At 66.9% G+C, this 23,189-nt stretch carries 18 protein-coding genes; 10 read left to right on the top strand and 8 right to left on the bottom strand.

Annotation, left to right across the window (positions count from 1 at the left end; all coding sequences use genetic code 11):
* Window positions 1–96: 96 nt before the first annotated feature.
* On the top strand, window positions 97–3,669 hold the full coding sequence (dnaE, locus tag ACFPPA_RS04230) for a DNA polymerase III subunit alpha (RefSeq protein ID WP_377317563.1): 3,573 nt from the start codon (window positions 97–99) through the stop codon (window positions 3,667–3,669).
* Window positions 3,670–3,684: 15 nt separating this feature from the next.
* Here the strand turns inward: dnaE and ACFPPA_RS04225 are convergent, their stop codons facing one another.
* Window positions 3,685–4,065 (bottom strand): YajD family HNH nuclease, encoded by a 381-nt coding sequence (locus ACFPPA_RS04225; RefSeq protein WP_377317561.1) that lies wholly within the window; start codon window positions 4,063–4,065, stop codon window positions 3,685–3,687.
* 161 nt (window positions 4,066–4,226) lie between these two features.
* Here ACFPPA_RS04225 and ACFPPA_RS04220 point away from each other — a divergent pair, with 161 nt between their 5' ends.
* The 5 genes from ACFPPA_RS04220 (at window position 4,227) to ACFPPA_RS04200 (ending at window position 8,511) form a co-directional block, all read left to right on the top strand.
* Complete coding sequence (locus ACFPPA_RS04220; RefSeq protein WP_377317559.1) at window positions 4,227–5,183, top strand: acetyl-CoA carboxylase carboxyltransferase subunit alpha; 957 nt, start codon at window positions 4,227–4,229, stop codon at window positions 5,181–5,183.
* Between the two features lie 75 nt (window positions 5,184–5,258).
* Complete coding sequence (locus tag ACFPPA_RS04215; protein WP_377317557.1) at window positions 5,259–5,999, top strand: NYN domain-containing protein; 741 nt, start codon at window positions 5,259–5,261, stop codon at window positions 5,997–5,999.
* The gene (tilS, locus tag ACFPPA_RS04210; RefSeq protein ID WP_377317555.1) at window positions 5,996–7,297 is read left to right on the top strand and encodes a tRNA lysidine(34) synthetase TilS; all 1,302 of its coding nucleotides are present in this window, start codon (window positions 5,996–5,998) and stop codon (window positions 7,295–7,297) included. Before ACFPPA_RS04215 ends, tilS begins: the two co-directional genes overlap by 4 nt.
* A gap of 73 nt (window positions 7,298–7,370) precedes the next feature.
* Window positions 7,371–7,628, top strand: a complete 258-nt coding sequence (locus ACFPPA_RS04205; RefSeq protein ID WP_377317553.1) for an exodeoxyribonuclease VII small subunit — start codon at window positions 7,371–7,373, stop codon at window positions 7,626–7,628.
* Window positions 7,612–8,511: a polyprenyl synthetase family protein gene (locus ACFPPA_RS04200; RefSeq protein ID WP_377317551.1), complete on the top strand. Its 900-nt coding sequence runs from the start codon at window positions 7,612–7,614 to the stop codon at window positions 8,509–8,511. Before ACFPPA_RS04205 ends, ACFPPA_RS04200 begins: the two co-directional genes overlap by 17 nt.
* A 102-nt stretch (window positions 8,512–8,613) precedes the next feature.
* On the opposite strand, the gene ACFPPA_RS04195 is transcribed toward ACFPPA_RS04200, so the two are convergent.
* The 3 genes from ACFPPA_RS04195 to pmbA all read right to left on the bottom strand — a co-directional run bounded on the left by ACFPPA_RS04195 (window position 8,614) and on the right by pmbA (window position 11,051).
* The gene (locus ACFPPA_RS04195) at window positions 8,614–8,976 is read right to left on the bottom strand and encodes a DUF805 domain-containing protein (protein ID WP_377317549.1); all 363 of its coding nucleotides are present in this window, start codon (window positions 8,974–8,976) and stop codon (window positions 8,614–8,616) included.
* A gap of 180 nt (window positions 8,977–9,156) precedes the next feature.
* Complete coding sequence (locus tag ACFPPA_RS04190) at window positions 9,157–9,555, bottom strand: DUF4870 domain-containing protein (RefSeq protein WP_377317547.1); 399 nt, start codon at window positions 9,553–9,555, stop codon at window positions 9,157–9,159.
* A gap of 113 nt (window positions 9,556–9,668) precedes the next feature.
* The gene (gene pmbA / locus ACFPPA_RS04185; protein ID WP_377317545.1) at window positions 9,669–11,051 is read right to left on the bottom strand and encodes a metalloprotease PmbA; all 1,383 of its coding nucleotides are present in this window, start codon (window positions 11,049–11,051) and stop codon (window positions 9,669–9,671) included.
* Window positions 11,052–11,175: 124 nt separating this feature from the next.
* Here pmbA and ACFPPA_RS04180 point away from each other — a divergent pair, with 124 nt between their 5' ends.
* Both ACFPPA_RS04180 and yjgA read left to right on the top strand, forming a co-directional pair.
* Window positions 11,176–11,430 carry a DUF1653 domain-containing protein gene (locus ACFPPA_RS04180; protein WP_377317543.1) on the top strand — a complete coding sequence of 85 codons (255 nt, stop codon included), beginning with the start codon at window positions 11,176–11,178 and terminating at the stop codon, window positions 11,428–11,430.
* Window positions 11,431–11,457: 27 nt separating this feature from the next.
* Window positions 11,458–12,000, top strand: coding sequence for a ribosome biogenesis factor YjgA (gene yjgA, locus ACFPPA_RS04175; protein ID WP_377317541.1), 543 nt, complete (start codon window positions 11,458–11,460; stop codon window positions 11,998–12,000).
* 369 nt (window positions 12,001–12,369) lie between these two features.
* Here yjgA and ACFPPA_RS04170 read toward each other — a convergent pair whose 3' ends face one another.
* Both ACFPPA_RS04170 and tldD read right to left on the bottom strand, forming a co-directional pair.
* Window positions 12,370–13,755 carry a cytochrome C gene (locus ACFPPA_RS04170; RefSeq protein WP_377317539.1) on the bottom strand — a complete coding sequence of 462 codons (1,386 nt, stop codon included), beginning with the start codon at window positions 13,753–13,755 and terminating at the stop codon, window positions 12,370–12,372.
* 400 nt (window positions 13,756–14,155) lie between these two features.
* Window positions 14,156–15,595 carry a metalloprotease TldD gene (gene tldD, locus ACFPPA_RS04165; protein ID WP_377317537.1) on the bottom strand — a complete coding sequence of 480 codons (1,440 nt, stop codon included), beginning with the start codon at window positions 15,593–15,595 and terminating at the stop codon, window positions 14,156–14,158.
* A gap of 130 nt (window positions 15,596–15,725) precedes the next feature.
* Between tldD and ACFPPA_RS04160 the strand changes: the two genes are divergently transcribed.
* Window positions 15,726–16,940, top strand: a complete 1,215-nt coding sequence (locus ACFPPA_RS04160) for a sterol desaturase family protein (protein ID WP_377317535.1) — start codon at window positions 15,726–15,728, stop codon at window positions 16,938–16,940.
* A gap of 7 nt (window positions 16,941–16,947) precedes the next feature.
* Here ACFPPA_RS04160 and ACFPPA_RS04155 read toward each other — a convergent pair whose 3' ends face one another.
* Window positions 16,948–20,883: a YhdP family protein gene (locus ACFPPA_RS04155; RefSeq protein ID WP_377317533.1), complete on the bottom strand. Its 3,936-nt coding sequence runs from the start codon at window positions 20,881–20,883 to the stop codon at window positions 16,948–16,950.
* 21 nt (window positions 20,884–20,904) lie between these two features.
* The gene (gene rng / locus ACFPPA_RS04150) at window positions 20,905–22,383 is read right to left on the bottom strand and encodes a ribonuclease G (RefSeq protein WP_377317531.1); all 1,479 of its coding nucleotides are present in this window, start codon (window positions 22,381–22,383) and stop codon (window positions 20,905–20,907) included.
* A 128-nt stretch (window positions 22,384–22,511) separates the two neighbouring features.
* On the opposite strand from rng, the gene ACFPPA_RS04145 reads away from it, so the two are divergent.
* Entirely contained in the window at window positions 22,512–23,177 is a 666-nt protein-coding gene (locus tag ACFPPA_RS04145) for a response regulator transcription factor (RefSeq protein ID WP_377317529.1), read from the top strand.
* Window positions 23,178–23,189: the final 12 nt, after the last annotated feature.

Raw genomic sequence — 23,189 nt, 5'->3', positions numbered from 1 at the left:
GAGGCCGCCGCACACTTTGCGCAAACCGCGCACAAGTCAATCTTGCCGCTGCGTCGATGGCCGGGTAGCCTGCATGGACTCCGCGCGTAAATCTGCATGACCGTCCGCTATACCCACCTGCATCTGCACAGCGAATATTCGCTGGTCGACTCGACCATCCGCATCAAGGCGCTGGTCGCTGCCTGCGTGCGCGACGGCATCCCGGCGGTGGCGCTGACCGACGAATGCAACATGTTCGCGCTGGTGAAGTTCTACAAGGCCTGCAGCGCCGCCGGCATCAAGCCGATCGGCGGCTGCGACCTGTGGATTTCGGCAACGGACGACCCCCGACCCTGGCGGCTCACCGTGCTGTGCCAGAACCGTGAGGGTTACCTCAACCTGTCGCGACTGGTCTCGCGCGCATGGCGCGACGGCCAGCACGGCGGCCGGGCGCTGGTCGAGGCCGGCTGGCTGCAGGCCGAAGCCAGCACCGGACTGATCGCCCTGCTGGGTCGCGACAGCGAGGTCGGCCGGGTCGCCGCGAACCAGGGCATCGAGGCTGCACTGACCCGGTTGCGTCCGCTGACCCGGCTGTTTCCCGACCGGCTGTATCTGGAGCTGACCCGCTGCGGCCGCGATGGCGAGGAAAACTGGAACGCGCTCGCGCTCGCGCTGGCCGCCGAACTGGGCCTGCCGGTGCTGGCCAGCAACGACGTGCGCTTCCTGAAACAGGACGACTTCGATGCGCACGAGGCACGCGTATGCATCAACCAGGGCCGCGTGCTGGCCGATCCCAAGCGCCCGCACGACTACAGCAACCAGCAATACCTGAAGACCCCGGAGCAGATGGCGACGCTGTTCGCCGACCTTCCCGAAGCCCTGGAAAACACCGTCGAGCTGGCCCGTCGCTGCAATCTGGAACTGCAGTTCGGCACCTATTACCTGCCCGACTTTCCGGTCCCCGAAGGGCACGACCTCAACAGCCATATCCGCGAGCTGTCGCGACAAGGCCTGCGCGAACGGCTGGCCAGCGCGCCGCTGGCGGCGGGTCACAGTCTCGCCGACTACGAAGCCCGTCTGGAACGCGAGCTGGACGTCATCATCGAGATGGGCTTTCCCGGCTACTTCCTGATCGTGGCGGACTTCATCAACTGGGGTAAGCAGCACGGCATTCCGGTCGGTCCCGGCCGCGGTTCGGGTGCCGGCTCGCTGGTCGCCTGGGTGCTGAAGATCACCGACCTCGACCCGCTGCAGTTCAACCTGCTGTTCGAGCGCTTCCTGAATCCCGAACGCGTGTCGATGCCCGACTTCGACATCGACTTCTGCATGGATCGCCGCGACGAGGTGATCGATTACGTCGCGCAGAAATACGGTCGCGACCGGGTCAGCCAGATCATCACCTACGGCTCGATGGCGGCCAAGGCGGTGCTGCGCGATTCCGGCCGCGTGCTGAGCATGCCCTACGGCCAGGTCGACCGGCTGGCCAAGCTGGTGCCGCCGCGCCCGCTCGACCTGACCTTGTCCGATGCCCTCGGCCGCTCGGAAAAGTCGAAGAAGGAAACCGACCGGGTCGTCAAGGAATTCTGCGAAGCCTACGAACAGGACGAGGACGCCCGCGCCCTGATCGACCTGGCGCTGAAACTGGAAAACCTCACCCGCAACGCCGGCAAGCACGCCGGTGGCGTGGTGATCGCGCCGACCCCGCTGACCGACTTCGCGCCGCTGTACTGCGAGCCCGGCGGCGGCAGCGTGGTGACCCAGTACGACAAGGACGACGTCGAGGCGGTCGGCCTGGTGAAGTTCGACTTCCTCGGCCTGCGCACGCTGACCATCATCGACTGGGCGGTGAAGGCGATCAACGCGCGTCGCGCGAAAACCGGCGAAGCGCCGCTGAATATCTCGCAGCTGCCGCTGGACGATCCCAAGCCCTACGAATTGCTGAAGAAGGCGCAGACGGTCGCGGTGTTCCAGCTCGAGTCCTCCGGCATGCAGCGCATGCTCAAGGACGCCAGGCCCGATCGCTTCGAGGACATCATCGCGCTGGTGGCGCTGTACCGCCCCGGCCCGATGGACCTGATCCCCAGCTTCGTGGCGCGCAAGCACGGCCGCGAGGAAGTGGAATACCCCGACCCTCGCGTCGAGCCGATCCTGAAAGAGACCTACGGCATCATGGTCTACCAGGAGCAGGTGATGCAGATGGCGCAGATCGTGGGCGGCTACTCGCTCGGCGGCGCCGACCTGCTGCGTCGCGCGATGGGCAAGAAGAAAGTCGAGGAAATGGCGAAGGAGCGCGCCAAGTTCCGCGAGGGCGCGGCGAAGGACGGGCTCACCGGCGAGAAGGCCGACTCGATCTTCGACCTGATGGAAAAGTTCGCCGGCTACGGCTTCAACAAGTCGCACGCGGCCGCCTACGCGCTGGTGTCCTACCAGACCGCGTGGCTGAAGGCGCACTACCCCGCCGAGTTCATGGCCGCGACGATCTCCGCGGACATGGACAATACCGACAAGGCGGTGACCTTCCTCAACGAATCCCGCGCGATCGGCATCGTGGTGCAACCGCCGGACGTCAACGCGTCCGAATACATGTTCGTGGCGGTCGAGTCGGACACCTTGTCCGATGCCTCGCGCCAAGGCGCTCGCACCATCCAGTACGGACTGGGCGCGATCAAGGGCGTGGGCCAGGGTGCGTGCGAGGCGATCGTGGCCGAACGCGCGCACGGTGCCTATGCCGACCTGGCCGATTTCTGCCGCCGGGTCGATCCGGGCAAGCTCAACCGCCGCGTGCTGGAAGCGCTGATCCTCTCCGGCGCGCTGGATGCACTGGCGCCGAACCGCGCCAGCCTGATGCTGCAGCTGCCCGATGCGATCAAGGCCGCCGAACAGCACCTGCGCGACAAGCAGTCGGGCCAGAACGACATGTTCGGCGCGGCCATGGGCAGCGCCACGCCGGTAGTGAAGATCGACCTGCCGACCGTGGCGGAATGGCCGCTGGAGCAGAAGCTGCAGGGCGAGCGCGACACGCTCGGGCATTACCTGTCCGGCCATCCGACCGACCCGTGGAAGGACGAGCTGGCACAGCTGTCGACCTGCCCGCTGGGCGAGATCGTCGAGCGCTACCAGCCGCCGAGGCCGCGCAAGAACGACAACGACGACGGCAACCGCTTCCGCCGCGGCCCGGACACGCCATGGACGGTCGCCGGCATGGTCACCGCCGTGCGCAAGCGTGGCGACAGCGACGCCTTCGTGCGGCTGGAGGACGGCAGCGGCAGCATCGAGGTGAGCTTCTTCGGCGAGCTGTACCAGCAGGTCGCCCCGCTGCTGACCCGCGACGAAATGCTGATCGTCGACGGCGGCCTGCGCATCGATGACTTCTCCGGCGGCGGCTTCCAGCTGCGCGCGCGCAGCGCCTGCTCGCTGGCCGACGCCTGCCGCCGGCATGCCCGGCTGCTGCAACTGAAATTGAACGGCATCGGGCCCGATTTCGTCGGGCAACTGCAGCACGCGCTGGCGGGCTACCGCGGCGGCCGTGCCAGCGTGACCCTGCACGGCTATCGCAACCGCAGCGCCCAGGCCGACCTCGAACTGGGTGAGGAGTGGCGGGTGGACGCCATCCCCGACCTGCTGCGCGCGGTGCGCGCACTGCCCGGCGTGCAGGCGGCGCGGCTGCGCATCGTCAAGCAGCCGGACTGACTGCGTCCGGCAACCCTATTTCTTGCCGCCGCGCTCCATCATCGCCTTCAGATCGGCGAACGGATTGCCGGTCGCTGCCGGCGCATCCTCGACCGCCAGCACGCCGCCCCGCACATGATCGATATGGCGCGAGTGCTCGTTGTCATGGCAGTACACGCACAGCAGTTCCCAATTGCTGCCGTCGGGCGGATTGAAGTCGTGATCGTGATTGCGGTGATGCACGGTCAGTTCCTGCAGGTTCGCGCGGGTGAACTCGCGCGCACAGCGGCCGCAGATCCATGGATACATCTTCAGCGCACGCTCGCGGTAGCCCAGCTCGCGCTGCTCCGCATTGCGCCGGGCCTCGGCCACGATGCGGTCGAGCTTGGCGTTGTCGATGGGGGGCCTGATCGGCATGGTCGGATCCGCTGGGTACGCTGCCTGATGGGACGCACGATAGCGCAATCGGGCCCGCCCCGGCAGGGATCCGTCGAACCCGTCACGGCCATACGGCGCCGTTCTCCCGTTTTCCTTCGGGACGGTATACTGACCCGCTTCAGTGCCACGAATTGCAGCGAATGAACCCAAACTTCCTCGATTTCGAACAACCGATCGCCGAACTGGACGCGAAGATCGAAGAGCTTCGCCACGCCAGCCATGGCCAGGCGTTCAATATCGACGAGGAAGTCGGTCGCCTGCGCCAGAAGGTGAAGGTCAAGACCGCCGAGATCTTCCGCAATCTCAACTCCTGGCAGACCACCCAGCTGTCGCGCCACCCGGCGCGACCGTACACGCTGGACTACATCGGCGTGATCTGCGAGGAATTCCACGAGCTGGCCGGCGACCGCATGTACGCCGACGACGCCGCCATCGTCGGTGGCCTGGGCCGCATCAACGGCCGTCCGGTGGTGATCATCGGCCACCAGAAGGGGCGCGACACCAAGACCAAGGTTCGCCGCAACTTCGGCATGCCCCGTCCGGAGGGCTACCGCAAGGCGCTGCGCCTGATGAAGATGGCCGAGCGCTTCAAGCTACCGCTGCTGACCCTGATCGACACCCCCGGAGCCTATCCCGGCGTCGGTGCCGAGGAGCGTGGCCAGAGCGAGGCGATCGCGCGCAACCTGATGGAAATGGCCGGGCTGAAGGTGCCGATCATCTGCACCGTGATCGGCGAAGGCGGCTCCGGCGGCGCGCTGGCGATCGGCGTCGGCGACCGCACCCTGATGCTGCAGTACTCGACCTATTCGGTGATCTCGCCGGAAGGCTGCGCCTCGATCCTGTGGAAGAGTCCGGACAAGGTGAAGGATGCCGCCGAGGCGCTGGGCATGACCGCGCCACGCCTGCTGGAGCTGGGCCTGATCGACAAGCTGGTGCGCGAGCCGCTGGGCGGGGCGCACCGCAATCCGCGTTCGATGGCGATCCGCCTGAAGGCGGTGCTGCTGAACCAGCTGGACGAGCTCGAGGCGATGCCGGTCGCCGACCTGCTGGAACAGCGCTACCGGCGCCTGCGCAGCTACGGCGCGTACCAGGAATAGCCCGGCTCCGGGGATGACGACCGCCATGCGCTTGGCGGTAACATCGGCGGCACCTCCACGCTGCCGGGATTCGCCATGGCCCAGGACACCACCAAGCTCGCCGTACTGATCGACGCCGACAATGCGCGGCCGGCGATCGTCGAAGGCCTGCTGGCCGAGGTCGCCAAGTACGGCACCGCCCACGTCAAGCGAATCTACGGTGACTGGACCAAGCCCGACCTCACCGGCTGGAAAGACGTGCTGCTGCGCCACTCGATCCAGCCGATCCAGCAGTTCCGCTACACGGTCGGCAAGAACGCCACCGATTCGGCGATGATCATCGACGCGATGGACCTGCTCTACACCGAACGCTTCGACGGCTTCTGCATCGTTTCCAGCGACAGCGACTTCACCCGGCTGGCCTCGCGCATCCGCGAATCGGGCCAGACCGTCTACGGCTTCGGCGAGAAGAAGACTCCCGAACCGTTCCGCACCGCCTGCGACAAGTTCATCTACACCGAAGTGCTGGTGCAGGCCACCGAGGCCGAACCCAGCGCGGGCCTGAAGCGGCGCAACGCGAAGGAACTGCGCGGCGACGCGCAGCTGATGAACCTGCTGCGCAACGCGATCGAGGCCGCCTCGGACGACTCCGGCTGGGCCAGCCTGGGTGCGGTCGGCAGCATCATCAACAAGCAGTCGCCGGACTTCGATCCGCGCAATTACGGCTACGCCAAGCTCAGCGGACTGGTCAACGGGATCGGCCTGTTCGAGGCCGAGGAACGCCAGATCGGCAACGGCAAGCACCTCTACGTGCGTCCCCGCAGCGGCAAGAAGTGAACGATCCGCTGCAGCGGCATCTGGCAGCCGCACTGGCCACCACATCGGCGGCGCGACTTTGCGTCGCGTTCAGTGGCGGCCCCGATTCCACCGCCCTGCTGCATGCGCTGGCGCAACTGCCGCAGGCGCGCGCGCTGGGCCTGCGCGCGTTGCATGTCGATCACGCACTGCATGCCGGCAGCGCGGCCTGGGCGGAACATTGCCGCCGTGTCTGCGTTGCGCTGGAGTTGCCGTGCGAGGTGCTGCGCGTACAGGTCGACCGCCGCGGCGGCAGCGGCATCGAAGCCGCCGCCCGTGATGCCCGCTATGCCGCACTGGCGGCACAACTGGACGACGACGAATACCTGCTGCTCGGCCATCACCGCGACGATCAGGTCGAGACCGTGCTGCTGAAGCTGCTGCGCGGCGCCGGACCGGACGGCCTGGGCGGCATGCATGCCCTGCGCCCGCTGGGCCGCGGCCAGCTGTGGCGGCCGCTGCTGGCGCTGTCGCGGCAGCAACTGCGCGAATATCTCGATGTGCATCGACTTTCCTGCGTCGACGACCCGTCCAACAACGACACCCGGCTGGCGCGCAACCACCTGCGCCACGAGATCCTGCCGCGACTGAGCGCGCACTGGCCGCAGGCGGTGGATTCGATCCTGCACAGCGCTGCCCTCAGCCGTGCCGCCGCCGAGGCGCTGAAGACGCAGTGGCTGGCCGCGATGGATGTGCTGCACGATCCGCTGACCGGCAGCCTGGACGCGGCAGGCTGGCTCGCCCTCGCTCCCGCACTGCGCGAGCCGTTGCTCGATCACTGGCTGCATGGACGCGGCCTGCCGGCTCCGACCACCGCACAGCGGCGCCAGATCGAACGCCAGTGCAGCGCGCGTCCGGGCCAGCTGCCCTGCATCCGCTGGCCCGGCGCGGAGCTGCACATCTGGAAGGATCGACTGTGGGCGCTGCCGCCGGGACACGGCATCGCCGCCGACTGGCAGGCGAGCTGGGACGGTGCGCCGCTGACCTTGCCCGATGGCGGCGCGCTGACCCTGCACGATCCCGCCGCCCGCCTCGCCGAGCCCCTGATCGTGCGCCTGCGCCGTGGCGGCGAGCGCATCAAGCCCGCCGGCGATGCGCATACCCGCGAACTGCGCGACCTGTTCCAGCACAGCGCCATGCCGCCGTGGCGGCGCGTCGGCTGCCCGCTGCTGTACATCGGCGACGAACTGGTCGCGGTGGCCGACCGTTGGTGCAACGCGCACGGTGCCGCCATTTTCGAGCGTGCCGGCACGCGCCCCCGCTGGCAACCGGCGCGCTGAATCTCCGTTTCCGGTGGCTTCGACAGGCCGCGCGGATTGATTCCGGACGGCCGCTGCGTTAGCGTTGCGGCCCATGGCCAAGACCGTTCCCGCACCCGTGAAAACCCCGCCCGCCGTCGACTTCGAACACTCACTCGACGAGCTGGAGCAACTGGTCGCACGCATGGAAGGTGGTGAGCTGAGCCTGGACGAATCGCTGGCCTCGTTCGAGCGCGGCATCGGCCTGTTCCGCCATTGTCAGCAGTCGTTGCAACAGGCCGAACTGCGTGTCCGTCTGTTGCTGGATCCCGATGCCCCCGACGGTGCCGAACCGTTTGAACCCGAACTCTGAGCTCGGTCCCGCACTGCAGCTGTTGATCGAACGCGCCGAACTGGCGCTCGAACGAAACCTGCCGCCGGCCGACCATTCCCCCACCGAGCTGCACCGTGCGATGCGCTACGCCGTGCTGGGTGGCGGCAAGCGGCTGCGGCCGATGCTGGTCTACGCCGCTGCCCATATGCTCGGCGAGGACGGCCCGGCGCTGGACGCGGCGGCCTGTGCGGTGGAGCTGATTCATGCCTATTCGCTGGTGCACGACGATCTGCCGGCGATGGACGACGACGCCCTGCGTCGTGGCCGGCCGACCTGCCACATCGTGTTCGGCGAGGCGATGGCGATCCTCGCGGGCGATGCATTGCAGGCACTGGCGTTCGAACTGCTCGCCGACGACCGTGCCGGCCAGGCGGCTCCGGCCACCCATATCGCGATGCTGCGTGCGCTGGGCCGCGCCTGCGGTGCGGAAGGCATGGCCGGCGGTCAGGCGCTGGATCTGGCGGCAGTCGGCCGGCGGCTGAGCCTGGCCGAACTCGAACACATGCATGCCTGCAAGACCGGTGCCCTGATCCGCGCCTCGGTGCGGCTCGGCGCGCTTCTCGCCGGCGCCGACGACGCCGCCCTGCAGGCGCTGGACGGGTACGCCCATGCGGTAGGCCTGGCCTTCCAGGTGCGCGACGACATCCTCGACGTGGAGGGCGAATCGGCCGTGATCGGCAAGACCGCCGGCAAGGACGCGGCCTCCGACAAGCCCACCTTCCCCTCGATCATCGGACTGGACGCCTCGCGCACGCGCCTGGCCGAACTGATCGACACGGCGCGCGAGGCGATCGCGCCATGGGGTGCGCCGGCCGGGCTGCTGCAGGAGTTGGCGCTCTACGCAGCCCATCGCAGGTATTGAGTCGCGCGACGTGATCGAGTTCGTGATCTGGGGTCATGGCATCGCGCCATGAAAAAGGGCGGCTTGCGCCGCCCCGATATTCCACCCGCCAGACCGGTCGGCTCAGGCTGCGGCGTCTTTCGGGTCCGGGCCGTACTGGTTGGCACCCTGATCGCCATTGGTGGCGAACAGCACGATGATCCAGATCGTTCCGATCACCGGAATCAGCGCGATCAGCCACCACCAGCCCGTGCGTCCGGTGTCATGCAGGCGACGCACGCCCACGGCCAGTCCGGGCACCAGCATGGCCAGGCCGTAGAGCGAACCGAGCACTTCGAACCCGATCGCCCTGCCGATCAATCCCACCACGATCGAAATGATCAGATTGACCAGGAAGAACATCCAGTATTCGGTACGCCGGGCACGCCCCTCGAAATCCGCGTAGTGGCCCTTGACGCACTTCAGATACCAGTCAAAAAAACCCATCAGTCATCCCCTTGAACAGATTTGTCGTCCCTTCCAGCGGGGCCGTCCAGTCCTGGCATTCCCCCAACCCCGCCCCCTGCCTGCCGCATCGTCCAGACCGCGACAGACCGGCCAAGTCTATTCGAAACCTTCAGCGGGCCGCCATCCGGCGCAGGGCGCCGGATGGCCCGTGTGTCCGGCTCAGTTGACCAGCCGCAAGGTGAACGGATAACGGTAGGTCGTGCCCTCGTTGGACTTGATCGTGGCGATGATCACGAACACCAGCCAGGCAATCGCCACGGCTGGCAACAGCAGGAATCCGATCAGGACGAAGACCAGGATCCAGCAAACAATCGCCGCGATGGCCACGGTGATGTTGAAGTTCAGCGCCTCCTTGCCCTGATCGTTGACGAACGGCATGGTGTCCTTCTTGATCAGCCAGATCACCAGAGGGCCGATGATGCTGCCCAGCGGAATCACCAGCCCGAACAGCGCGGACAGATGCGCGAACATCGCCCACTGACGCTCCTCGGCCGACGGGGCGCCGACCACGGGTTCACTCGGCGGGGGCGGATTGACGGAATCGGGTGGAACGCTCATGCGCATCTCCTCAACGTCGACGGATCGCCGGCCCAGTGCCGGTGCTCCGGATGCTAGCAAGCCATGAGCGGTTTGCCGAGTGAACTTGCGGCAGGGGCGAAACTTGCCGCGATCTATTCGCCCGCCACCGTCATTCGCTCCAGCAGGATCGAACCGGTGAGGATGTGCGAGCGCCGATCGACATCCGTGCCCACTGCCACGATCCCGGCGAACATCTCGCGCAGGTTCGCGGCGATGGTGATTTCCTCCACCGGATAGGCGATCTGGCCGTTTTCCACCCAGAAACCCGCCGCGCCACGCGAATAGTCGCCGGTGATGGTCGACACGCCCTGCCCCATCACCTCGGTCACCAGCAGGCCGGTGCCCATGCGCCTCAGCATGCCGGCAAAATCGTCCAGTGTATGGTCGGCGCTGCCCGGATCGACAATCAGGTTGTGGATGCCACCCGCATTACCGGTGGATTCCAGCCCCAGCTTGCGCGCCGAGTAGCTGCCGAGCACGTAGCGCGCCAGCACGCCACCGTCGATCAGCGCGCTGTCGCTCGTCGCCACGCCTTCGGCATCGAAGCTGCCCGAGCCCTGCCCGCGCCGGAGCTGCGGTCGTTCGTTGATATTGAGCCAGCCCGGCATCACCGGTTTGCCGACGTGGTCGAGCAGGAAGCTGGCCTGGCGATACAGCGCGCCACCGCTGACGGCGCCCAGCAGGTGGCCGATCAAGCCGCGCGCCAGCTCCGGCACGAACAGCACCGGGCACTGCCGTGTCGACAGGCTGCGCGCACCCATGCGCGCCAGCGTACGCTCGGCCGCCTTGTCGCCGAGTGCCCTGGCGCTGATGAAATCGCCGGCCGCGCGCACGCTGTCGTACCAGTAGTCGCGCTGCATGCCGTCTTCGTCGCCAGCGATCAGGGCCAGCGACAGCGAGTGGGAGGTGCCGCGCTCGCGCCCGACGAAACCGTGCGAGTTGGCATACACCGACACTCCCTGCCCGGCCTGCACGCTGGCGCCGTCGGAATTGCTGATGCCCGCATGTGCACGGCCGGCATCCTCGATCTCGATGCCCAGCTCGATCGCTCGGGTGGTGTCGATGTCCCACGGATGCCACAGGTCCAGATCCGGAAACGATGTGGCCATGCGCGCCGCATCTGCCAGTCCGGCGGCGGGATCGGCCTCGGTGTAGCGGGCGATCGCACAGGCCTGGTCGAGGGTCGCCTGGATCGAATCCGGGTGCAGATCGGCGGTGCTGGCCGAGCCCTTGCGCTGGCCGAAGTACACCGTGAGGCCGAAGCCGCGGTCGCGAGTGTGCTCCACCGTCTCCACCTCGCCCAGCCGCACGTTCACGCTCAACCCGGTGTTGATGCTGGCGGCTACCTCGGCCTGGCTGGCGCCCGCGGCGCGGGCGCGGCGGATCACGTCCTCGGCCAGTTCGGCCAGCCGGTCGAGCTCCTGCTCGCTGCGATCCTGCTGGCTGCGGTCCTGGCTGATGGTGCTTTCGCTCACGTTGGGCTTTCCTCGGGGTTTGACGGGTAGAATAGGCGGTTCGCAGCCGCCAAGCTTCCCGATGGGGTCAATCGCCCAAGATGGGGTCGCCGCGGCAGAATGCAAAGAGCTGCGGAGAACGCCCATGCAACCCACCGCCGGCATCTATCGCCATTACAAGGGTCAGCGCTACCGTGTGCTGGGCACGGCCCGTCACAGCGAGACGCTGGAGCCGCTGGTGGTCTACCAGGCACTCTACGGCGATCATGGCCTGTGGGTACGCCCGGCCAGCATGTTCAACGAGACCATCGAACTGGATGGCGAGCCGATCGCCCGCTTCGCACTGGAATCGACCGAACCCGACCTGGCCGGGCCCGATAGCGACACCCCGCCTCCCTGACACCGCCCCTTCCTGGAATTGAACACCGTGAGCCCGAGCCGCAGCCGCAACCAGACCGAACTCGACGAAGAGGACTACGGTCCCAGCCGTACCCAGCAGCGTCGCGAGGCGCTGGCCGTGCTGACCCTGGCCGGCCAGCTGATCGAGTTGCAGCCGAGCCGGCTGGCCAAGCTCGAGCTGCCGGAAGACGTGCGCCGCGAAATCGACATCACCCGTCGGATGACCGCACACGGCGCGCGCAAGCGCCAGCTCGCCTTCCTGGCCAAGGTCATGCGCCGTTACGGCGACGAGGACTTCGCTTCCGTACGCGCCGAACTCGGCGAGAACCGCGAAAGGCAGCGCCAGGAGAATGCCGCCATGCATCGGCTCGAATCGATGCGCGACCGCCTGATTGCCGAGGACGAGGCCGCGCTGTCCGAACTGATCAACGAACACCCGCAGGTCGACCGCCAGCACCTGCGCTCGCTGGTGCGGCAGGCGCGTGTCGAGAAGGACACGCCGAACAAGCCGCCGCGGGCGTATCGGGAGATTTTCCAGCTGCTGAAGGATCTGGCCCAGTCCGGGGAGTAGTCGGCCCGGGGTCGAATCTCGGCCTCCGCCAGAACGCACCCACTGCGCGACGCTCTTGCCTGGCGTGGCACATGAGTTCCTGAACTTCCGGGCACGGGGTTTGCGTCCTCCCGCAGAGGGCAAGTGACTTCTCTGTTGCCCGTCAGGAAGAGACGTCACCCGTAGAGAACGACACCGCACCCGACCGCCACCGGGGGACGGGAGCTGTTGCTCACAACCACCCGGCCAGCGTCGCCAACGATGGCGCCACCCGGACGCAACGGCGCCAGCCCTCGACATCCCGTGTACCGGATGCCGCGGACTGGCGCCAAAGTCGATGCGACGGGTCAGTACATCATCGGTCGCTGCCGATGATGCATTTCGACACGCCTAGATCGCCAACCACACGTAGAAGTAGAGCGTGTTGTTGTCGCTGGCTTTACGCCCCGCCCCATCCACGTTGTGCACAAGGCCATTGAACTTCGAATAGAAGGTGTACTGCAGGCCAAGCCGCACGTTGGCGTAGGGCTGTTTCCACGAAGTAGCCTGACCGAACGGGTTGTAGTTCAGCTCGACGATGCCGCCCTGGGTATTGGGTGAACCGTTGTTGCCGTAGAGGGTCAGGTCGTTGCTGCCATTGCTCGCGAACCCGGCCAGCGTCACGCCATACGTGTTGCGGAACCAGTAGCTGCCCTTGAGGTTGAACGAATTCAGCGTGTCGTGCAGATTCGAGGCACCGTTGCCGCCATCGTACGTATTGTTGAGGGTCTGCTTCTCGTGCACGTACAACCCGTTGACCGTGACGATGTGGTCACCCTTGAAGTACTGGTAGTCGCCGGACAGTCCCAGATCGTTGAAGTTGTCGGTGGGGCCGGACAACGGAATGTCATTTCCGTTGAGGTCCGAACCGAGCCCGCCACGCTTCACGTTCAGCAGGAAACCGCCCACCGTGAGATTGCCGTGCGGGACTTTCCAGGTGTACGCCGCGCGTGCATACGGGGCCGGGTCGGATATCCTGCCGGAATAATCGGCATTCACGTGATGGGTGAAGGCAATCGACAGCGAACGATACGCGCCGGCCTCCAGATACCATTTGCCGTCAATCTGGGCATAGGCGGTGGCACCGATCGACTGACCACCCAACCCCCCGAACAGGATCGGTGCAGCGGGTGCTCCCGGCACCATCTCTGAACCCATGTACGGGTAGATCCAGGCCGGCGCGCTGTTGAACGCATCACTGACGGTCGGATTGTTGTTGACCGAGATACCCCAGGTACCGCTGTGGTCGCCATGGGTGAACGGGCGCGCATAACGCACGTCCGCATTGTCCCAACCCAGCAGGTGACCGTTCTGGGAGTAGGTGGCCTGGGCAAACACGCCCATGTGATCACTCAGACGCCCCGCCAGGAACAGCGAAGCCTGGTCCAGCGACCAATTGTTGTTGGTCCCGAAACCACTCGGCATGTCCGCCGGGTCCTGCGCCTTCTTCGTATGCTCGAAGGACTCGACCAGCATCGCCGAGAGCGGCACTTTCGTGTCGTTGCCGACCTTCATGGTGTAACCATTGATCTTGAACTCGCGCCCGAACGGCGTCAGTTCAGGGCCAAAACCTCCGACATGGCAGGCTGCGCAGGGCTGATGCGTCTGCCGCGCGTAAGACGGCACGGCCAACACCAGCGTGGGCGCCAGCAGCAGGCAGGCTGCCGTCGCAAGCTTTCGAAACCACCGACCGTTGCTCTTGCCCCGATCCGGAATCCCCTCGTTCACCGCATTCATGACTGTCTACTCCTGATTACCCATTGGATGATTCATTGCTGACGCCGCCATTAAGGCAAAGTTAAACACAGCGACAGATGGGGTTTTTGACACAGGTCAAGTGCGTTGGCCGCAAGAATTTGCAGCCCATGCCCGACGCTCCGCGCAGCCCTTCCCCCGGAGCCCTGGCAGCCACCCTATTGAGACGCGAAAGTGTTGAAGCACGGCGCTTTGCCGGGGTCTATCGGCTACCGTACGAAAGGTGATTCCGGCGTATGCCCCGCCGCTGCCCAAACATCACGCCGCGACATTGCGCCACGGCTCCGATGGAACGATTTAGGGCCGCCTGCGCGCACGCTGCGATGGCCTCGCGTCGATGAAGCGACAGACCATCGACTCCGGCGCCACCGCGCCAGCGATGTCAGGAAGCGGTGCCGCCCACGGTCATGTTGTCGATCTTCAGGGTCGGCTGACCGACTCCGACCGGCACGCTCTGGCCGTCCTTGCCGCACACGCCCACGCCCTCGTCCAGGGCCAGGTCGTTGCCGATCATCGAGACCCGGTTGAGCACCTCCGGACCGGAACCGATCAGGGTGGCGCCCTTGACCGGACGGGTGACCCGGCCGTCCTCGATCAGGTAGGCCTCGCTGGCGGAGAACACGAACTTGCCGTTGGTGATGTCGACCTGGCCACCACCGAAGTTCGGCGCATACAGGCCACGCTTGACCGAGCGGATGATCTCCTGCGGATCGTGCGAGCCGGCCCGCATGTAGGTATTGGTCATGCGGGGCATCGGCAACGTGGTGAACGACTCGCGCCGGCCGTTGCCCGTCGGCGCCATGCCCATCAGGCGCGCATTGAGCTTGTCCTGCATGTAGCCCTTGAGGATGCCGTCCTCGATCAGGGTGGTGCACTCGCTCGGCGTACCCTCGTCATCGATGCTGAGCGAACCGCGTCGGCCCTGCAGGGTGCCGTCGTCGACGATGGTGACGCCCTTCGCCGCCACGCGCTGGCCGATGCGGCCGGAGAATGCGGAGCTGCCCTTGCGATTGAAGTCGCCTTCCAGGCCATGCCCGATCGCCTCGTGCAGCAATACGCCGGGCCAGCCGGGGCCGAGCACCACGGTCATGCTGCCGGCCGGCGCATCGACCGCGTCCAGGTTGACCAGCGCCTGGCGCACGGCCTCGTCGGCGAAGGCCAGCGCGCGACCGTTCTCGATCAGCTCGCGGTAGCCGTAGCGGCCACCGCCACCCGCATTGCCCTGCTCGCGCCGGCCATTCTGCTCGGCGATCACCTGCACGCTGAGTCGCACCAGCGGCCGCACGTCGGCAGCCAGGGTGCCATCGGAGGCGGCGATCAGGATCGTGTCGATGGTTGCCGCGAGGCTGACGATGACCTGCTTGATCCGCGGATCGCGCGAACGCGCATAGGCATCGACCTCGCGCAGCAGCGCGATCTTGTCGGGATTGGGCAGGCTCTCGACGGGATCGATCGCCGGGTAGAGCTGGCGCGCGCCGTTCAGTGCCAGCGGCTTGCCGGCACCGTTGCCGTCATGGGCGATCGCCCGCGCGGCGCGGGAGGCTTCCAGCAGTTGCGGCAGCACGATCTCGTCGGAATAGGCGAACCCGGTCTTCTCGCCCGAGATCGCGCGCACACCGACGCCCTGCTCGATCGAGTGACTGCCGTCCTTGACGATGCCCTCTTCCAGCAACCACGACTCGCTGCGCGAATGCTGAAAGTACAGATCCGCCGCGTCGATCGACGGCCCCATCAACTGGGTGAATACGCGGTCCAGATCGCCGGTGGCGATGCCGCCGGGGGACAACAACTTGCTTTCGGCTAGCGCGATCAGGGAATCCATGGGTATCGATGTTGTCTGCGGTGGGTCGGGAACTATCCCACATGGGGTTGTCGGCCCGCGCTTTAAAGCCCGCCCCGCTCGGTTACCATGCCGGATAGCGCCAGCCGGCGTGCGACGTGAAGGATCACCCGTGAGCGAACATTCGAAGCGCAAGGCCGCCCGCCAGGTCATCGGGCGCGCGGTGAAGGCACCGGTGCAGGAAACCCGCGAACTGCTGCATGGCGACGGCGAACTGACGCCGGGGCTGGGTCGGATCAGCAGCGTGATCGCGTTGTCGCTCGGCTTCCTGTGCCTGCTGGCGGTGCTCGCATTCCACTTTCCGCAGTACCTGACCACGCCGGACCTGCGCCACAAGTATTCGGTCGACGTGCTGCGCCAGGTGCTGCTGGTCGGCTTGCTGGTGGCCGGCGGGATGTCGCTGGGCAACCTGATCCTCAACCGCCAGCGAAACCTCAACATCGTGGCCTTCGTGCTGGTGGTGGCGGCCGTGGCGCTGGGCGGCTCGCGCGTGCCGGTGGGCAACTTCCCCGACCACACGCCGTATATCGGGCTGGACTGGTTCATCCTGGACCTGCTCGGCTCGACCCTGATCTTCGTGGTGATCGAGAAACTGTTCCCGCTGTATCGGGGCCAGGCGATCTTCCGCAAGGAATGGCAGACCGACCTGAAGCACTTCGCGGTCAACCATTTCATCGTCGGGCTGGCGCTGCTCACGGTGAACTTCCTGCTGCACCACATGTTCGGCTGGCTGGTCAGCAGTGATTTCCAGCAAACCGTGCGGCACATTCCGCTGTTGCCGCAATTGCTGTTGTGCGTGCTGGTGGCCGACCTGGCGCAGTACTGGACGCACCGGGCATATCACGAGATCCCGTTCCTGTGGCGCTTCCACGCGGTGCACCACAGCGTGAAGACGATGGACTGGCTGGCCGGCTCGCGCCAGCACATGCTGGAGCTGATCGCCACCCGCGTCTGCGTGCTGGCGCCGCTGTACATCCTCGGCTTCAGCGAGGCGGCGATGAACGGCTACATCCTGATCGTGGGCTTCCAGGCCGTGTTCAACCACGCCAACGTGTCGCTGCCGTGGGGGCCGCTGAAATACCTGATCGTGACGCCGGATTTCCACCACTGGCATCACGCCTCCGACGACGAGGCGATCGACCGCAACTACGCCGCGCACTTCGCGTTCATCGACTACGTGTTTGGCACTGCGGTGAAATCGAGGAACCGCTTTCCGGAGCGCTACGGCGTGGTCGGCGACTACATGCCCGAGGGCTTCGTCAAGCAGCAGCTGTTTCCGTTTCGCCGCGGCAAGGCGCCGGCCGAATCCACCGAACCGCAGCGCTGACGGCGCTTCACGGCATCGACGAGCTGGCGGCTGCCGGTGCCGCCACGCTGCCCGCCGAAGCAGGGAGGCTGTCGACCGGTCCGAGCAGCGGCAGCGCCGGTGGCGCGACGGTGCCGTGTTTCTCGACCAGGGTCATCACCGGGTTGTCCCAGCTGCCGGTGACCCGGTAACGCGCACTGGCCGCCTGGTTCAAGCCCCGGCCGAGCAGGCCCTGCACCGCGAACCCCGCCGCCGCACCGATCGGACCGCCGACCATCGCGCCGACCAGCGGCAGGCTGTTGCCGACGTGCGGCACCACCCGCACCTGCTGGTCGTAATCCTTCGCACGCAGGCCGGTGCGGCCGGTGATGCTGATATTCGCCGACGGGCCGGCGATCACCAGGTTGCTGGTGGTGGCATTGCCGTTGGCCAGGCGGAAATCGCCGGTGATCGAATCGAATCCCAGCCCCTTGCCGAACACGTCGCCGAAATCCAGGGTGAGCCGCCGCGGCAGTTCGGCCAGCGAAACCAGGCCGAGCAGACGCCCCACCCCGGGCGATGCGGCCTCGGGAATGCGGCCGTCCCTGACGTCGACGGTCAGGGTGCCGTCCATGGTGGCCAGTGCGAGTGCGCTGGGACTGCCCGGCCAGCTGGCATCGAGCTGATCATGGGTCTTGCCGCCCTGAACCAGTCCGTCGAATCCGAACGCACTGAGCATGGCGCCGAGGTCCTCGGCCGCGAAATTGATGCGCATGTGGGTATGGCTGTTGCTGGCGCTGCCATTCCAGTCCCCGCTGGCGTTGACCTGCACCCGACTGGACAGTGCGCGCAATTGCTCGATATGCATGCCGGTCTGGGTCGGCCAGGTCTCCAGCCGGGCCTCGCCGAGCCTCGCGTCGCCCAGACGCAGATCCCCCACCCACAGATGCAGTGGCGGCAACGCGGCCGGGTTGATCCCGGTATTCGCGGGATCGGGCAGCAGCGCCGTACTGGCAGCGGCGGCAGCGCTCGCGGCGGCGGCCGGCGCAGCGGCATGGCCGCCCTCCTGCGCAGCCGGGTCCTTCGGCCAGTACAGCCGCTGCAGCCGTGCGGTGACCCCCCGCTTGTTCAACTCCTGCGTCGGCACACTGAAGTTGCCGGCCATCGCGGCGCCATCCGCATCGATGCTCAGCAGATCGGGTTGCGGCGTGGCCCGGAGCTTCAGCGCCCCCAGCGAACGACCGAACCAGCCGGCCTGATCGGTGCTGACCTCGATGCTCTCCAGCCCCGGACCCGAGCCGGCGCTGCCGGCCACCACGCGCTGCACCCAGCCGGTGATGTCCAGCCTGGCCGCATGACCGCGAATGCGCAGGTCACGCGGCGGCAGGATCTGCGGCATCTGGTCGCCGAACGCCAGGGTCGCCGCCAAGGGTCGCTGCGCGCCGTCGGCCAATCGCAGATGCCCGCGCATCAGCTGACCCAACGCCACCTGCACGTCGCTGCCGCCGACCGGAAGGCTCATCGTCAGATGCAGCGGCAGGCTGCTCGCGGCGGACTTGTCCAGCGGCGCCGGCAGGTCCAGCGCGATTCCGCTCAGCGGCGAGTCGATGCTGAGCGTCTGCGCCAGCGCATCGCCGCCCGCCGCCGGATGGGCGATCGTGAATCCGATGCGGAAGTCGCTGCGGCCGGCAGCCAGCTGACCCAGCCAGTCCAGTGACGGAAAGCCCTGCACCAGCTCGGCCACGCGGTAATTGCCCTGCAGTTGCGCCGACAGCACCGTGGCCGGATCGCTGTTGGCTCCGGCAAGCGCCAGCCGCAGCGTGGAAGGCTGGCCGCGGAAGCCTGCGTCCAGCGGGCCGGCCCGCAGGCCATGCAGATCGAACTGCAAGGGCCCGGTGAGCTTGTCCAGCCGGAGATTCCAGTCGGGCGCGGTGAGGTCGGCGTCCTGCAGTTGCGCGGTGCCCGTGAGCTGGGCGTCCTGGACCCGCTTCAGCGGCAGCGCCAGATGGAAATTGAAGGTGCCACGTCCTCCCAGATTCAGCTTGGCCAGGGTACCGGCCTGGCGGATGCCGATCGGGCTCTTGCTCACGAAATTCATCAGGCTGGCGCCGCTGCCGGCTCCCTGCACGTTGAGATCGAGCAGGCCGTCGCCGAAATCCGGGATCAGCGCCACGGCCGTGTCCACCTTCACGCCCAGCGACTGGCCATTGCCGGCTTCCACCAGCATGCCGTTGTTGACGAAGCTGGCCACCGCGCTGATGCCTTCGGCGCGCGGCCAGTCCTTGCCGTAGTCGAACGTCAGGTCGCTGATTTCCGCGCGCGCCTCGAAGCGCCCTTCGTTGTGACGGAAAGGCCAGTCGCGGAGATCGCCCCGCAGCAGCACCTGGGCCTGGTCGAGCTTGCCGGCCACCAGCGCCCGATCCAGCCAGGCGATGGTGCCGGGCGACATCGCGTCGATCGGCCAGAACAGTTTTGCCGCGACCACGTCGGCATGCTCCAGGCTGGCGTACACGTCCATGAACGGCGGGCCGCCCTGCGCCGGCAAGGTCACCTCGCCGCGGACCTGGCCGGCGAAGCCGGCACCGGCGAACTCCAGCGTATCGACGCCGATGTGCCAGTCGCCGTCCTGCGGCCAGAACGCCAGGGTGCCGGCCAGTTTCGACAAGGCGAACGGCTGCCGGAACGCGTGCGGAAACTGGACGGTGGCGGCCTGTGCGGGCAGCTCCAGCGACACGGCCTCGGCATCGCCCCGCAGATCCCCATGCAGGGCGCTCACACCGGGCAGTTTGCCCACCGGGTCGATCGCCAGGTCGGTAAACGCCACCTCCAACGCCTGCAACCCCCCGGCACGGGTCCAGTGCAGCGCGACGCGATCGAGATCTCCGCGCGGACGCCCGCCGCCCAGCCATTTCGCCAGCGCCGGCGACATATCCGGCTTCAGTGCCAGCCACGGCAGCAACGGCTCCAGCTGCAGGTCGCGCGCGGACACGCCCGCACTGGCTTGCGCCGTACCGGGCTGATGCAGACCGAGTGCCAGCGCGCTGCCGTCATCGCCGGCCCAGCGCACGTCGTAACCGTCATCGGTCCGGCGTACTCCGGCCAACCCATGCAGCGATGCCACGCTGGCGGTACCGCCGGCGGGCGAAGTCACCACCAGCGTGGCCAGATCAAAACGGATCAGGCTGCGACTCAGGGTTCCCTTGCGCCAGTCGAGCCAGGCGGACAACTGGCCACTGCCCTGATCGACCGTGTAGCCATGCATGTCGATGCCATCCAGCAACGGCTTGAGTTCCGCGCTGGCGACGCCGACCCAGACCTCGCCGGCGCTGCCGTCCTCACGGAAGCGGCCGGCCATGCGCAACAGGGCCCCCGCCACGCCGTCACGGCGCAGCGTGCCCCCCACGCGGATCTGGTTGCCCTGGTGGCTCAGGCGCAGTTGCCGGGACAGCAAGGTGTAGTGCTTGCCCAGCATGGCGTCGGTGACCACCACGCGCAGATCCCCCAGCCACAGGTCCGCCGACAACCGGCCCAGTGACAGCGGCTGCCGCTCCGTCCCTCCGGCCACGCCGATACCGTTGACGTGCCAGCCGGCGGCATCGTGCAGCAGATCCAGCTGCAGGCCACGCACATGCAGATTGAGCAGATGCCGCGACGGCAGCAGCCAGCCACCGAAGTCGAGTTTCAGTTCGGATTCGGGAACCTTCAGCACGGCACCGGTCTCGCCGGCCGCCGCACCGATCATCACATCGTGCATCACGAACTCGGGACCGGACGCGGTCCAGCGTCCCTCCATCGAGGCAAAGCTCACCGGCCGCTGCAGGCGCTGGCTGAGCTGCGCCGCCACCCACGCCGGATGGCGCGCCAGCAACGGCAGGGTCAGCTGAGCCAGCGCCGCCAGCACGGCCAGCAGGATCACCAGCACGCCGGCAGTCCAGCCCAGGGCACGGGCACAGCGATGCAGCCGACGCTGCCAGACGGGTTTCACGCGTGATGATCCAGGCCGGAGTTACAGCAACACGACATCAAACTGTTCCTGCGAATAATGCTCTTCAGCCTGGAAGCGTATGCTTTTGGAGATGAACTCTTCCAGTTCGGCCACCGCACTGGACTCCTCTTCGAGGATGCGGTTGACCACCGCGGGGTTCGCCATCACCAGCAGCTTCTCGGCGTTGAACTGGCGCACCGCGCGGGTGATCTCGCGGAAGATCTCGTACGTCACCGTTTCGGCGGTTTTCAGTACGCCGCGGCCGTTGCAGGTCGCACACGGCTCGCACAGCTGGCGCGCCAGGCTTTCGGTGGTGCGCTTGCGGGTCATCTCGACCAGCCCCAGCGCCGACATCGGGTAGACCGTTGTCTTGGCGTGGTCGCGCGCCAGCCCCTTGTTCAGCATGCGCAGCACCTGGCGCTTGTGCTCCTCATCGTTCATGTCGATGAAGTCGATGATGATGATGCCGCCCAGGTTGCGCAGCCGCAGCTGCCGCGACGCCGCCTGGGCGGCCTCCAGATTGGTGCGGTAGACCGTCTCCTCCAGGTTGCGCGTCCCCAGGTAGGCACCGGTGTTGACGTCGATCGTGGTCATCGCCTCGGTCTGGTCCACGATCAGGTAGCCGCCGGATTTCAGCGGCACCTCCTTTCGCAGCGCGCGCTGCATCTCGTCCTCGACCCCGTACAGGTCGAAGATCGGTCGCTCGCCGTCGTAGTGTTCTATGCGGTCATCCAGCTGCGGCATGAACTTGTGCACGAACTTGACCACCTTGTCGAAGGTCTCGTGCGAATCCACCCGCACCTTCTCGATGTCGTCGTTGAGCATGTCGCGCAGGCTGCGCAGCGGCAGCGACAGTTCCTCGTAGACACGTTCGCCCATCTTCGCCTTGGCGATGTTCTCCTGCACGACCCGCCAGACCTTGGTGAGATACGCCACGTCGAAGGCCAGCGACTCGGCGCTCTGGCCCTCGGCATTGGTGCGCACGATGTAGCCCAGCGGGTTGTCGCCGATCAGCGGGGTCAGCACGTCTTTCAGGCGCTGGCGTTCGGCCTCGTCCTCGATGCGGGCGGAAATGCCCAGGGTGCGGGCGTACGGCAGCAGCACCAGGTAGCGCGACGGGATCGACAGGTGCGCCGACAACCGCGCGCCCTTGGTGCTGATCGGGTCCTTGACCACCTGTACCACGATCTCCTGGCCCTCGTGCACCAGCTCGCTGATCGAGGGAACGTGGCCATTGCCGTTCGACTCGGTCCCATCGGCTGCCAATGCCGGCGGGCGCACGATGTCCGAGGCGTGCAGGAATGCCGCACGATCCAGTCCGATCTCCACGAACACCGCCTGCATGCCGGGCATCACCCGCTGCACCCGCCCCTTGTAGACATTGCCGACGTAGCCCCGCCGGGAGGCGCGCTCGACGTGCACCTCCTGCAGCATGCCGTTCTCGACCACACCGACCCGCGTTTCACGCGGGGTCACGTTGATCAGGATTTCTTCGCTCACCGCATACTCCCCAGGACAGGCCATCTTTATAGCGGCTGCGCGGGCGCACTGTCGATGCATAACGCACGCCACGGAATATCCGTGGCCATCTTGCTTTAGGCTTGGAGCATGCTTACGCGAGGCCACGCATGAAATTGCTGCTGGTGGAAGACTCCGAACGCCTGCGCCAGACCCTGCAGCGCGGCCTGCAGGGCGCGGGATTCACCGTGGATGCCGCCGGCGACGGGGTGGAAGCCTGCGCCTTCCTGGGCAGCTACGACTATGAACTGGTGGTGCTGGACCTGATGCTGCCACGGCTCGACGGCATCGGCGTACTGCGCAGCCTGTCCAGCGCCGGTCAGCGGCCACGGGTGCTGGTGCTGTCGGCACGCGACCAGGTCGCCGACCGGATCGAGGCACTCAATGCCGGTGCCGACGACTACCTGGTCAAGCCGTTCGCCTTCGACGAACTGGTCGCCCGGTTGCACGCGCTGGCGCGACGACCGCAGGAGGCACAGCCGCTGATACTCAGCCACGGCGCGCTGGCGTGGGACCCGCGTTCGCACAGCGCCAGCGTGAACGGGCAACCGTTGTCGTTGACCCCGCGCGAGTTCGCCATGCTCGGCCTGCTGCTGCGCCATCGCGGCCGGGCGTTCAGCCGGCTGGAGATCCTCGAGCGCACGGCCGGCAGCGACAGCGAGGTCTCCGATCGCAGCGTCGAGGTGCTGGTGTTCGGCCTGCGCCGCAAACTGGATGCCGCGGGCCTGCCCGGCCTGATCGAAACCCGCCGCGGCGCAGGCTATCTGATCCCGTGAACGGCTGGCGGC

The organism is Rhodanobacter ginsengisoli, from assembly GCF_042657065.1.
In the GTDB taxonomy this organism is placed as follows: Bacteria; Pseudomonadota; Gammaproteobacteria; order Xanthomonadales; family Rhodanobacteraceae; genus Rhodanobacter; species Rhodanobacter ginsengisoli.
Note: the sequence above shows the minus strand (reverse complement) of the source record. Positions and strands in the feature narration are given on the sequence as shown.

Coding starts and splice junctions, on each gene's coding strand:
- ACFPPA_RS04205 (WP_377317553.1), top strand. CDS start 7,371: ATGGCCAAGACCGTTCCCGCACCCGTGAAAACCCCGCCCGCCGTCGAC.
- tldD (WP_377317537.1), bottom strand. CDS start 15,595: ATGGATTCCCTGATCGCGCTAGCCGAAAGCAAGTTGTTGTCCCCCGGC.
- ACFPPA_RS04190 (WP_377317547.1), bottom strand. CDS start 9,555: ATGAGCGTTCCACCCGATTCCGTCAATCCGCCCCCGCCGAGTGAACCC.
- ACFPPA_RS04170 (WP_377317539.1), bottom strand. CDS start 13,755: ATGAATGCGGTGAACGAGGGGATTCCGGATCGGGGCAAGAGCAACGGT.
- ACFPPA_RS04180 (WP_377317543.1), top strand. CDS start 11,176: ATGCAACCCACCGCCGGCATCTATCGCCATTACAAGGGTCAGCGCTAC.
- ACFPPA_RS04220 (WP_377317559.1), top strand. CDS start 4,227: ATGAACCCAAACTTCCTCGATTTCGAACAACCGATCGCCGAACTGGAC.
- ACFPPA_RS04145 (WP_377317529.1), top strand. CDS start 22,512: ATGAAATTGCTGCTGGTGGAAGACTCCGAACGCCTGCGCCAGACCCTG.
- ACFPPA_RS04195 (WP_377317549.1), bottom strand. CDS start 8,976: ATGGGTTTTTTTGACTGGTATCTGAAGTGCGTCAAGGGCCACTACGCG.
- dnaE (WP_377317563.1), top strand. CDS start 97: ATGACCGTCCGCTATACCCACCTGCATCTGCACAGCGAATATTCGCTG.
- ACFPPA_RS04225 (WP_377317561.1), bottom strand. CDS start 4,065: ATGCCGATCAGGCCCCCCATCGACAACGCCAAGCTCGACCGCATCGTG.
- ACFPPA_RS04215 (WP_377317557.1), top strand. CDS start 5,259: ATGGCCCAGGACACCACCAAGCTCGCCGTACTGATCGACGCCGACAAT.